The sequence below is a fragment of the Succinivibrio dextrinosolvens DSM 3072 genome, from assembly GCF_900167015.1.
Classification (GTDB): domain Bacteria; phylum Pseudomonadota; class Gammaproteobacteria; order Enterobacterales; family Succinivibrionaceae; genus Succinivibrio; species Succinivibrio dextrinosolvens.
This window is the reverse complement of the sequence record NZ_FUXX01000013.1, coordinates 45,286-56,881: the sequence shown is the minus strand read 5'-3', so window position 1 is coordinate 56,881 and position 11,596 is coordinate 45,286. Positions and strand designations below refer to the sequence as shown.

The 11,596-nt window shown below is 39.1% G+C and carries 10 protein-coding genes and 7 tRNA genes; 9 read left to right on the top strand and 8 right to left on the bottom strand.

The annotated features are described in order from the left end of the window. Both B5D46_RS05290 and B5D46_RS05285 read right to left on the bottom strand, forming a co-directional pair. The coding region (locus tag B5D46_RS05290; RefSeq protein ID WP_459551246.1) for a flagellin N-terminal helical domain-containing protein at positions 1 to 364 on the bottom strand (364 nt) is incomplete at its 3' end. Positions 365 to 798: 434 nt separating this feature from the next. Further along, positions 799 to 1,755, bottom strand: a complete 957-nt coding sequence (locus tag B5D46_RS05285) for a flagellin N-terminal helical domain-containing protein (protein ID WP_078928562.1) — start codon at positions 1,753 to 1,755, stop codon at positions 799 to 801. Positions 1,756 to 2,050: 295 nt separating this feature from the next. Here B5D46_RS05285 and B5D46_RS05280 point away from each other — a divergent pair. The 3 genes from B5D46_RS05280 to B5D46_RS05270 all read left to right on the top strand — a co-directional run bounded on the left by B5D46_RS05280 (position 2,051) and on the right by B5D46_RS05270 (position 2,342). Beyond that, a tRNA-Gly gene (locus B5D46_RS05280) sits at positions 2,051 to 2,126 on the top strand. 31 nt (positions 2,127 to 2,157) lie between these two features. Beyond that, positions 2,158 to 2,233, top strand: a tRNA-Gly gene (locus B5D46_RS05275). 33 nt (positions 2,234 to 2,266) lie between these two features. Next, positions 2,267 to 2,342: transfer RNA gene (locus B5D46_RS05270), tRNA-Gly, on the top strand. 352 nt (positions 2,343 to 2,694) lie between these two features. On the opposite strand, the gene B5D46_RS05265 is transcribed toward B5D46_RS05270, so the two are convergent. The 4 genes from B5D46_RS05265 to B5D46_RS05250 all read right to left on the bottom strand — a co-directional run bounded on the left by B5D46_RS05265 (position 2,695) and on the right by B5D46_RS05250 (position 3,084). Further along, positions 2,695 to 2,784: transfer RNA gene (locus B5D46_RS05265), tRNA-Leu, on the bottom strand. Between the two features lie 46 nt (positions 2,785 to 2,830). Then, positions 2,831 to 2,920: transfer RNA gene (locus B5D46_RS05260), tRNA-Leu, on the bottom strand. A 6-nt stretch (positions 2,921 to 2,926) separates the two neighbouring features. Next, positions 2,927 to 3,000 (bottom strand) — tRNA-Cys (locus tag B5D46_RS05255). A gap of 8 nt (positions 3,001 to 3,008) precedes the next feature. Continuing rightward, positions 3,009 to 3,084: transfer RNA gene (locus B5D46_RS05250), tRNA-Gly, on the bottom strand. A 276-nt stretch (positions 3,085 to 3,360) separates the two neighbouring features. On the opposite strand from B5D46_RS05250, the gene xseA reads away from it, so the two are divergent. Then, positions 3,361 to 4,941, top strand: a complete 1,581-nt coding sequence (xseA, locus tag B5D46_RS05245; RefSeq protein WP_078928561.1) for an exodeoxyribonuclease VII large subunit — start codon at positions 3,361 to 3,363, stop codon at positions 4,939 to 4,941. Continuing rightward, positions 4,938 to 5,744 (top strand): hypothetical protein, encoded by an 807-nt coding sequence (locus B5D46_RS05240; protein ID WP_078928560.1) that lies wholly within the window; start codon positions 4,938 to 4,940, stop codon positions 5,742 to 5,744. The genes xseA and B5D46_RS05240 overlap by 4 nt, the downstream gene beginning before the upstream one ends. A gap of 165 nt (positions 5,745 to 5,909) precedes the next feature. Here B5D46_RS05240 and B5D46_RS05235 read toward each other — a convergent pair whose 3' ends face one another. Both B5D46_RS05235 and cysK read right to left on the bottom strand, forming a co-directional pair. Further along, the gene (locus tag B5D46_RS05235) at positions 5,910 to 7,193 is read right to left on the bottom strand and encodes a dicarboxylate/amino acid:cation symporter (protein ID WP_078928559.1); all 1,284 of its coding nucleotides are present in this window, start codon (positions 7,191 to 7,193) and stop codon (positions 5,910 to 5,912) included. A gap of 5 nt (positions 7,194 to 7,198) precedes the next feature. Next, positions 7,199 to 8,131 (bottom strand): cysteine synthase A, encoded by a 933-nt coding sequence (gene cysK / locus B5D46_RS05230; protein WP_078928558.1) that lies wholly within the window; start codon positions 8,129 to 8,131, stop codon positions 7,199 to 7,201. A gap of 318 nt (positions 8,132 to 8,449) precedes the next feature. Here cysK and B5D46_RS05225 point away from each other — a divergent pair, with 318 nt between their 5' ends. The 4 genes from B5D46_RS05225 to trxB all read left to right on the top strand — a co-directional run bounded on the left by B5D46_RS05225 (position 8,450) and on the right by trxB (position 11,596). Next, positions 8,450 to 9,370: a 3'-5' exonuclease gene (locus B5D46_RS05225; RefSeq protein WP_078928557.1), complete on the top strand. Its 921-nt coding sequence runs from the start codon at positions 8,450 to 8,452 to the stop codon at positions 9,368 to 9,370. Positions 9,371 to 9,390: 20 nt separating this feature from the next. Continuing rightward, positions 9,391 to 9,831: a large-conductance mechanosensitive channel protein MscL gene (mscL, locus tag B5D46_RS05220; protein ID WP_078928556.1), complete on the top strand. Its 441-nt coding sequence runs from the start codon at positions 9,391 to 9,393 to the stop codon at positions 9,829 to 9,831. Between the two features lie 153 nt (positions 9,832 to 9,984). After that, positions 9,985 to 10,662, top strand: coding sequence for a M15 family metallopeptidase (locus B5D46_RS05215; RefSeq protein WP_051639667.1), 678 nt, complete (start codon positions 9,985 to 9,987; stop codon positions 10,660 to 10,662). A gap of 1 nt (position 10,663) precedes the next feature. Continuing rightward, positions 10,664 to 11,596, top strand: coding sequence for a thioredoxin-disulfide reductase (gene trxB / locus B5D46_RS05210; protein WP_078928555.1), 933 nt, complete (start codon positions 10,664 to 10,666; stop codon positions 11,594 to 11,596).

The window sequence follows — 11,596 nt, the reverse complement described above, 5'->3', positions numbered from 1 at the left end:
CCTGTGATAAAGCCTCAACTTCCTGCTGAATTGACTTTCTGTCAATTGAAGTATTGGTACCGTTTGCTGCCTGAATAGCTAAGGTACGAATACGCTGAAGCATGTTTGTGGTTTCATCCAGCGCACCTTCCATAGTCTGGCACAGAGCGATACCGTCATTGGCGTTACGGTTACCTTGCTTCAGACCATTAATCTGAGAGGTGAGTCGGTCAGAAATCTGCAAACCAGCAGCATCATCACGAGCAGAGTTGATTCGAAGACCAGAAGCTAAATGCTGATAAGTTGTATCCAGCGATTTAGTTGCCGCATTTAAACGTCTTTGAGCATTAATCGAAGACGTATTTGTAGGAACATATAGAGCCATTTTTATTTCTCCCCTAATAACCCAAAAATTGGTGTTAGATATTCGCTTTAAGAGGCTCTCGTTTTTTTCTTATTTCTCTCCAAAAAGAAAAAACTCTTAAAGGTACATGTATACATGAAATATCTGTGCCAACTTTTGATTAATAAAATGGCAATATATATAACATCTTGATTAATAAGAAAAATGACTGAATAATTAATGAGTAGGGCAGAAGCGGCAAAGCAATACATTAATATAGAGGACGGAAACGGCAATTTTTTGCCGATCTGTTTTTTCTCTGACTTTTCGATTGTTATGCCATTTTTTGACGGTTCTGATTAGAGATTTCTAATCTTTTGGGCGCTAGAATAAAAAAAAGGGCCGGGAAGATGCCTGCCCGGCCAATGAGCATAATGCTCAGGAGAGAAACCTTTTACGGTTTTGTAATTCTTTTATTAGCCTCCAGATAGCAGACTCATCGCAATTGATGGTCTCTGGTTAGCCTGAGTTAGAACAGTTGTTGATGCCTGCTGCAGAATATTCTGAGCAGCCAGATTTGCTGATTCTTCAGCATAATCGGCATCACGGATACGTGAACGTGCGTCACTTACGTTTTCGGCGACGTTTTCCTGGTTGCGGATGGTTGATTCCATACGGTTCTGTATAGCACCAAGCTCAGCTCTCTTACTATCAACAATATTGATTAGGTTATCAATTGACTGAATGGTATATTCAGCATTATCCTGGGTATAACAGTTGAATTCGTAGAATCCTGCTGCGTTTATGTATAGACCGTTGGAGCAGATATCGGTTTTAGTCTTCTCTTTACTAATTTCTTCTCCTCCATTTGTCTTCAAATATAAGGAGTAGATTCCCGAAAGAGTGAAACCTGCTGACATTGATACAGACAGAGTATCAAATGCGTAAGCACCTACCTGGAATGTAACTTTACCTGACTGATCCAGAACACCACCCTTGTGGGCTCCGTCTACACCTGCCAGACACTGTCTTCCAGCGAAGAAGGTCTTACATGCAATTCTTGTAATTTCAGCTGAAAGCTGAGTGATTTCCTGCTGGATAGAATCTCTATCAATCTGGGTATTGGTACCGTTAGCTGCCTGAATTGCCAGGGTACGAATACGCTGCAGCATGTAGGTTGTTTCGTCCAGCGCACCTTCCATAGTCTGACACAGAGCGATACCGTCGTTTGCATTACGGTTACCCTGTTTTAGACCATTGATCTGGTTGGTTAAACGGTTTGAGATCTGTAAGCCTGCAGCATCATCACGAGCTGAGTTGATTCTTAAACCTGAAGATAAACGCTGGTAGGTAGTATCAAGTGATTTTGTAGCACTTGAAAGTCGTCTTTGCGAATTCAAAGACGATACATTAGTAGTAACATACAAAGCCATTTTTTTTCTCTCCTATTTTGACAATTTATATTGCCTTTTTAATTTGTGTAATTCCTTATGAAATTTGTATGCCATCTTGTTGAGAAGAGAGAAAAATTTAGAGTATCTTATTGAAATATAAAAATAAAAAATAAATCTGAATAATATATTTTATTTTGTAAGATTTATTTGACGGCAAAAATTTGCCGTATAAAAGGAATGGCTTATATTTGCTTTTTTTTTGGATTGCTTTGAATTTAATTAAAAAAATCGCTTGATTTGAGTTATTAGATCTGTATAATGGCACACATTGGATGCGGGAATAGCTCAGTTGGTAGAGCATAACCTTGCCATGGTTAGGGTCGCGAGTTCGAACCTCGTTTCCCGCTCCATCTAAAATTTGTTATAAAGAATATATTGAATGCGGGAATAGCTCAGTTGGTAGAGCATAACCTTGCCATGGTTAGGGTCGCGAGTTCGAACCTCGTTTTCCGCTCCAATGTACTTTATGACTCCTTCTCTAAATCGGAGTGCGGGAATAGCTCAGTTGGTAGAGCATAACCTTGCCATGGTTAGGGTCGCGAGTTCGAACCTCGTTTCCCTCTCCAGATTCAAATCTTTACTTATTCTTTTTATATTTGTTTTGTCGATAGATCTATCTGTTAATACATCGCTTTTGACTATTAACAAGCGTATTCGTCTTTCTTAATTTTGTGATTTTTCACTAGTATACTAGTATGAATTTATTATTCTGTTTAAACAATCTAGTATATTGGTATAAAAAGTAATAATTTTAGAGTGCTGCCATATGATCAAAATAGAATGCTACTAAAAGAACATTCACGAAAGTTTTATTAAATTCTGTTTTGAGAAAATTTCAATTTGGTGAACATGCAAATAGTACACAATTCATGAAAAAATTGTTTTTTTGAGGTTGGTTGGAAATAAGAATATCGAAAGTGGTGCCCGGGGTCGGAGTCGAACCGACACGGAAGTATAAGTTCCGAGGGATTTTAAGTCCCTTGTGTCTACCAATTTCACCACCTGGGCAATAAGAGAGAATGTTGATTTTTACTAAAGTGCATCACTTGGGAAGTGGTGCCCGGGGTCGGAGTCGAACCGACACGGAAGTATAAGTTCCGAGGGATTTTAAGTCCCTTGTGTCTACCAATTTCACCACCTGGGCATTTAGTGGAGGCGCGTTCCAGAGTCGAACTGGACTTCGCGGATTTGCAATCCGATGTATAACCGCTTTACTAACGCGCCATCAACATTGGAGCGGGAAACGAGGTTCGAACTCGCGACCCTAACCATGGCAAGGTTATGCTCTACCAACTGAGCTATTCCCGCATCCGATGTGTGCCATTATAAGGGATTATTTTTTTATGTCAACAAAATATTTAAAAAAAATTTTGTCTTTTACATTTTTAACGTATTGTTATTAAACATTATTTGTAAAAAAGAGCTTTGCGGATAGCATATAAATCAAGGATGTATAATAAGCTTTTCTTTTGGTGCATTATGTAATTCTGTTTACTCTATTAGTCGACAAGATTCTTCCTTTTCTGGTCTTTTTCTAGTTCACTTCTTTGTCTTTTGATACAATTCTCCTGTAAGGAGATTTTTATGCCACAATTATTCGATGAGTCTTTGCTTGATAGTGCGGATCAAAGCTCATCTGTTCAAAATATTTCTATGATTGATTCTCTGGAAGAAAGACCATCAGAAGGCTCATGGAGTGTATCTGAGTTTTTACATCAGACTGATTCTTTCTTTAAGACTCTAGGTCCATTCGTAATCTATGGCGAAATTTCAGAGATAAAAAGCTACAATCACATTTACTTTAAGCTAAAGGATTCTAATGACGGTTCTACTCTGGACTGTGTAATGTGGCAAAGTTACAGACAGAGAATGTCCTTTGAACCAAAAGCCGGAGATAAAGTAGAGTTAAACGGTAGTATCAGTCTCTTTACCAAAAACGGACAGTTTAAATTTATTGCTCATTCCATGAGAAAACTCGGATTGGGGTCTATCATGGAACGACTCAATGAGCTTAAAAGAAAGCTTGAGTCAGAGGGATATTTCTCACGTGAAAAGCGCTGTATTCCAAGATTTGTTAATACTGTAGGTGTTGTAACTTCAGCTGACGGCAGGGCAATCGGGGATATTATTAAAACAATAGAGCATAGAAATCCTCTTATCAATATTATTCTTTATCCATCACTTGTTCAGGGTGCAAGTGCTCCACAGTCACTTTTGAGTGCTCTTAATCTTGCTATTGAGCACAATCAGTGTGACGTTATCATCATAGGACGAGGTGGCGGTTCTTTTGAAGATCTCCTTGCTTTCTTTGATGAGGAGCTGGTAAAGGCTGTTGCTAAATGTCCGATCCCTATTATTTCTGCGGTTGGCCATGAGGCTGATTATGCCTTTACAGATTTTGCCGCAGATATGCGTGCTGCAACTCCAACCAGAGCTGCTGAATTTGTCTCCTCTGTATTAAGAAGTGATCTTTATAATTCAGTTGAGCAGTATGTAAAAAAAATGTCAGATGCCATTTTCAGAATCTATGATTATGAGTGTATGAATTTTGATCATCTGTGCAGCAGACTGAAGAATTCATCTCCTCAGCTTTATGTGGATAACATTTCAAAGCAGGTTGATTTACTCATAAACAGACTGGATTCTGCATCGGCAAATACCGTTTCAGAGTACGAGCACAGGCTGAATTCCTTAAAGGAAAGGCTTTCTGTTTTTGAGCCTTCCTATTATCTTGAGCAGGAATCGTCAAAGGTTAAGAACTGTCTTATAAGAATGAATTCAGCTCTTGATCGTCAGCTGTTTGATGTATCTGAGAGGCTTAATTATGAGCATAGAGTTCTTTCCTTTAACAGCCTGATTGATAAAAAGATAAATCTGTTAAAGGACAGGCTCAAAGCTCTTGTGAATGACATTCAATCCTCAGATGTTGAAGACAGGCTTAATCGACTGAATCAGGAATACATAAAGCAGGTTACCAGACTGTCGTCATTAAATCCTCTGTATATCTTAAATCGCGGATATTCGATAACCTTTGATAATAACGATCACGCTGTAGATATAGATTCCTTAAAAAAGGGAGACATAATTACTACAATGCTTTCTGATGGCAGAGTAAAATCAGAGATAGTAGAAATTCAAAAGAATGATAAGGCTTCAATTAAATGAGTTTATTTGTTAAGTCACTATTACTGACACTGTTATTAACTTCAGGCGCATTTGCCAATACACTTCCAGAAAAAATGGATAAGCCTGAGTCAAAGGACATTATTTTTGACACCAGTACCTATGATGAGGTTGTTGAAATGTCCTACACTCAGTCAACCTTTCATCTTCCAGCACTGTGTAAGAATGAAGCCTATTCCAGAACCTGCGGTTTCTTCAAGAATTTCTACGTCAGTAAGTTTGAGCACGATTATATTGGTTACATTACTGATAATCTCGATTTTGAAGATGAGAACAGTGATCTTTTTATTCAGAGAGATATTGCCTATCAGGATGTTTCCTTTGATTTTCGTGTGATTAAAGAGCTTGGTTTCATGTGTGCGGTTGTGCTCGTAAAACAGGAGTTTTTAGATCAGAAGGCTACTCTGACTGATGTTTTCAACTTTAATCTTGAAACCAAGAAATTTGTCCATTTTGAAGACCTCTTTGAAGATCCTACTCTTGCAGCCATGACCTGTTCCAATCTTGTCTACAATAAATTCAAGGAATACGGCTATAAGAATCTTTACGTAATTAAGGCGCAGATCGAGGTTGATCCAAGAAACTATGTATTGCTGCCTGACGGGATTGAATTTATCTTCACCAAGGGGACAGTTGCCCCTAATGATGTTAATTCAAGACTGTTTATTTCTGTTGATGATCTGATTGCGGCAAAGCCTAAAAAAGAGTGGTTCCCATCCATGAAGGGGGAGATCCTTGGACGAAAGCATGTATCTCATGGTATCAAATCCAAGCTTCTAAACTAGCTCACTGAATATTTCTTAACTATTTAATTTATAAGTGATTTTTAATTCCTATTCGAAATTAACCAAAGACTTTGGATATTTTCGAATAGAAAAAATTGAATAATGTTTGTTCAGATAAAAAAAGACCAGATAGTGATCTGGCCTTAGTGTTGAAATCTTCTAAAACTAAGCTTCTGCTGGAAGCTTGTCCTTCATAGTCTTATTCACAATGTTTGCAACACATGAGTCAGACCATACGTTCAGTGACGTCTCAATCATATCAATTACTGCATATACAGGCAGAATAACACCCATCAGTGATACAGGAATGTTCATTGATGAAACCAGAGACAGGGTTAGGAAGTAGCATCCCATAGGAACACCAGCGTTGCCAACTGCGGCAAAGGTTGCAATAAATACCCAGGCAGTCAGGGTGCTAAAGCCGATTTCAATACCAGCATTCTGCAGCAGATATACTGAAGTGATCAGAATAAATGCAGCGCAGCCGTTCATATTGATAGTGGTGCAGATTGGAAGAACGAATCTTGAAACTCTTCTGTCTACATGAAGATTATCCTCAGCTGCCGCCATGGTAACAGGCAGGGTACCTGCTGATGACTTGGAGAATAATGCAACTGCAAGAGCAGGTAGCATGCCGCGAGCAATCTTCAGAGGATTTAGTCCCTTAATCAGCAGAATCAGAGGAAGAATTACGAACATCTGAATTAAATTAGAGCTGATTACTACACCAAAATAGGTAGCAAGACCGCCTAGGATAATTCCTGCTTCAAGCTGAGTTACAAGCTGAGCTGTGAATGCCATGATACCGATTGGCAGAATTCTGATTAACCAGTGGATCAGGATGAATAACAGTTCCTGAAATCCTGTAATTACAGAAATAAGCGCATCCTTATTCTTGCTTTCCTTCATTGAGGCAATACCTAAACCAAAGGCTGCGGCAACCATCAGAATTGAAAGCACATTACCTGCTACAAATGGCTGTAGAAGATTATTTGGAATAATGTTCTGGATATGCTCAAGATAAGATAGAGATTCATATTTTGAGACAACATCTGCAGCACCTTCTGTCATTGCAGCAGGAACGTTTGCTGGTGTGATGACTGAAAACAGTACTGCACCTAAAACTGCTGCCAGAATAGTTGTCAGAAGAGTGTAGAAGATAGTATGAATAAAGATGGTTCCACCCTTTGAATTACGGGACAGATTTGCAAGAGTAGAGATCAGTGATACTGCAATGATTGGAACTGCAATAAAGCTGAACAGTCTTGTGAATACGGTGGCAATAAAGTCCATAACCGCATTTACATCTGCATTACCTGCAAAACCGATTAGAGCACCTATAATCAGGGCTCCGATATAAAAGACTGCAGTCAGGGCTCTGCCTTTTCCGCTAACCTTTGCAAGGGCAGTCGCAGCTGCCGCATGGATTCGTGATGTATTAAAAATCATGATAGTTAGTCCTGATGATATAGTGCTGTTGAAAGATATCTGTCACCGCTGTCTGGAAGAATAACAACAATAATCTTGTCCTTATTCTCATCCTTCTGAGCAAGCTTGATTGCTGCACTGATGGCTGCGCCAGATGAAATACCAATGAAAAGACCTTCAGACTGGGCAAGAGTTCTGCCGTTGTCAAAAGCTTCCTCATCAGTAATATCGATAACCTCGTCTACAACAGATTTGTCGTAAATCTTAGGAATGAATCCTGCGGAAATACCCTGAATCTTGTGAGGACCGGCATTACCTCCGTTTAAAACAGGGGAAGCTGCAGCTTCAACACCGTATACTCTGATGCTGCTGTTCTTTTCTTTGAGGTATTTTCCGGTTCCACTTACAGTTCCGCCTGAACCGACAGAGGCTACGAAAATATCAACCTTGCCGTCGGTATCATTCCAGATCTCAGGGCCGGTAGTCTCATAGTGAGCCTTAACATTAGCTTCATTTTCAAACTGCTGAGGAATAAAGGTATTGTCAGATGCTGCTGCAAGTTCAGTTGCCTTTTCAATTGCACCCTTCATGCCCTTGGCACCTTCTGTCAGTACCAGTTTTGCACCGTAGGCTCTAAGAATGTTTCTTCTTTCAACAGACATGGTTTCTGGCAGAACCAGGGTAACATCAAGACCAAGATTTGCACATACAAGAGCAAGACCTATACCGGTATTTCCGGATGTTGGCTCATAGATCTTTGTATCCTTGTTGATCTTTCCTGAGGCAAGAGCTTCTTTGATCATATAAAGAGCAGCTCTGTCCTTTACTGAGCCTGATGGATTGAGAGCTTCAAATTTTGCGAAGACTCGTGCCTTCAGATTAAATTTTTTCTGTAGATTTGACAGCTCAACCAGAGGTGTATTGCCAATCAGATCGATTGCAGACTTGTAATATTTCATATTGTCATTCCTTGTTAATTCTATCGATTTGTTTATATGTAAACATATTCATTAACGTATTAAAATAGGTAATTATTTTTAACATTAATGTTTGCACCAAAAATAAGCAAAATGTAGATAATTTTCTTTATAAATCAACAGGAAAATAATGTATAAAAACAGGGCATATTTATATAAAAATAAATGTTTGCTTTTTGATCATATTATTTGCAAAAAAACGTAACATAAAGATTAAATTGGATATAATACAAATAATTAAGTAGATTTTTTTCTAAAATCCGCGAAGAATACGGTATTTAAAGATAGAAACAGATATTCATGCAAGATACAAATTCTTTCCCTCTGAACATGATTGAAAGGATCACTGCGCATCCTGAAAATTATCGTTTACTTGAGAAAATTCCCCTGACTATTTCAGGTGTAGATACTCATTTTCCAATTGTTCTAAATGATCCTCTTCCGAATGAGAAGGTATATTCCGTGGTTTTTCTTGATACAGAAACAACTGGAATGGATCCGATGAAGAACAAGATCATTGAGCTTGGAATGGTTAAGGCAACCTTTTCTTTAGACAGAAAGCTTCTGTTAACAGTAGACAGATACTACGACGAGTTTGAAGATCCTAATGAACCAATTCCTCCTGAAATCACTGAGCTGACTCATATTACTGATGAGATGGTTGCAGGTCATCATTTTGATGATGAGATGGTTGCCAGATTCCTGACAGGAAGACCTCTTGTTGTTGCTCATAACGCTGCATTTGATCGTCCTTTCTTTGAAAAACGCTTCAAATCTCTGTCTACTCTGTCATGGGCCTGTTCTCTAAAGGAAATCCCATGGAAGAAGCTTGGATATTCAAGTGCCAAGCTTGAGTTCATAAATCTGGTGCTTGGGTATTTCTATGATGCTCACCGAGCATATGTGGACTGTCTTGCTCTTTTATGGATCATGTATAAGGTTCCTGTAGCCTTCAGTGAACTTATCGGTTCTGCTCTAAGCTGCAGCTATAGAGTTGTAATCAGAGGCAATACCTTTAAATTCAAGGATAATCTTAAAGAAAGAGGCTTCAGGTTTGACGGCGGTAATGCCAAGACCTGGTCTCGTTACTATCAGGATGAGGATGAGGCATCCAAGGTAAAACAGATTATCGAGGATACCTATAAGGATGGCTATGTCGATTTTGATATCAAGATTATCGAATATAAGGCCAAGACTCGATATAAATTTGAAAATAACTAAATGTAATTTAAGGAGTATATATGAAAGACATTGTTTCAACAGGCAAGTCCTTTTTCAAGGAATTCAGAGAGTTCGCTGTTAAAGGTAATGTAATGGACATGGCAATCGGTGTGGTAATCGGTACTGCATTCGGTAAGATTGTTTCATCACTGGTTGCTGATGTAATCATGCCTCTGGTTGGTCTATTTGTTGGCAACATTGATCTTAAGGATCTGGCTGTAACACTTCAGGATAAGACTGATACTTCACCTGAAATCGTTCTGACCTATGGTGTTTTCCTGCAGAACGTTCTTGATTTTCTGATCATTGCCTTTGCAATCTTCCTGACCATTAAGCTTATCATTAACCTTAAGAACCGTATCATCAAAGAGGAAGAGAATCCTGCTGAAGCTCCTGCTGATCCTGCAGATGTACAGCTTCTACGTGAAATCAGAGATCTTCTGAAAGAACAGAACAAGTAATTTAAAAAAACCGGAGGATTTTCTGATCCTCTGGTTACTTTCCTTTCATTTTCAAATAATTTTTTTCAATTTGCTTCCATCTCGCTGAAATATTTTTGTATTAGGCATATAGTAATAGCTAGCTTTGTTTATAAGATAAGGAACCTTTGATAATTGATTACAAAAGAACAGGTTTTAGGTCTTGATGACAGCAAGCTTGTAAACTTCAAGGATGATCCAAAGCGAATGCTGGTTCTTCTTGGTGACAGAGATGCTGTTAAGGCTTTAGGCCCTTTATTTGCGGATGCCTATGATAATGGCTTTGAGATTAAGATTGCATCTGCATACAGAAGCTTTTATAAGCAGTTTAAGATTTTTGATGACAAATTTAATGGTAAAAGACCTGTACTTGATGAAAATGAAGAGCCTATGGATATCTCTTCATTATCAGATGAGCAGAAGGTTTTAGAAATTGTAAGATTTTCTGCAATTCCTGGTTTTTCTCGTCATCACTTTGGAACAGATTTCGACATTTATGCCTCAAATCTCCTGCCTGAAGGCAAGCAGCTGGAGCTTACCGCAAGAGAGTATCAGAAGGGCAGTTATTTCTACAAACTGGATGTTTATCTTAAGAATGCCCTAAATAAGTTTGGTTTTAAAAGACCTTATACAGGAAAGAATTCAATGGGCTATGAACCATGGCACATTTCATATGAAAAGAAGGCCTGCGAGTTTTTAGCTTCATTCAAGCTTGATGATGCTCTTGAGTACCTGTCTTCATTTAATGAACCTTGGGTACCTTACGCTATCGAATACGCAAAAACGCATTACAAAGATCTAATAGGAGCCTGATATGACTCAAGAAGTTTTAAATACCGTAATTATCGGTTCTGGTCCAGCCGGATGGACTGCTGCAATCTATGCCTGCCGTTCCGGTCTCTCTCCAGTCCTTGTGAGTGGTCCTGAGGTTGGCGGTCAGCTGACAACTACTCCTGAAATCGGCAACTGGCCAGGAAGAAAGGATGCTCCAGATGGATTCTCTCTAATGAAGACACTTCAGGAGCATGCTGTATCCTTAGGAACAAAGATGCTGTCAGATACAGTTACCAAGGTCGATTTTTCTCAGGAGATTAAGGAAGTAACCTTATCATCAGGTGATGTTTTAAAAACAAAAACCGTGATTATCGCCACCGGCGCCAAGGCCAGGTATTTAGGACTTCCTAGCGAGGAAATCTATAAGGGAAAAGGTATTTCTGCATGTGCAACCTGTGACGGCTTCTTCTTCCGCAACAAGGAGGTTGCTGTTGTAGGTGGAGGCTCTGCAGCCTTTGTTGAAGCTTTATATCTGACCAACATGTGTAAGAAGGTTTATCTGATCCACAGAAGAGAAGGCTTCAGATCTGAAAAGGTTATGGTTGATAAGCTTCGCTCAATGGTGGATTCAGGTAAGGTTGAGTTCATACTTAATGCTCAGATCACCGAGTTTAAAGGTGATGGCAATAAACTGTCCGGTGTTGAGCTTGATGTAAAGGGGCAGAAGAAAGAGCTTGCTTTAGATGGTGTGTTTGTTGCCATCGGACATGCTCCTGCAACCTCAATTTTTGAAGGCCAGCTTGAGCTTGATAATGGCTATATTAAAACAGGATTCGGCAGTGATACTGCAACCTCTGTAAAGGGAGTTTTTGCTGCAGGTGACTGTGCAGATATGGTTTACAGACAGGCAATTACATCTGCAGGTGAAGGCTGTAAGGCAGCTTTGGATGCAGAGAAATATCTTTTAGGATAA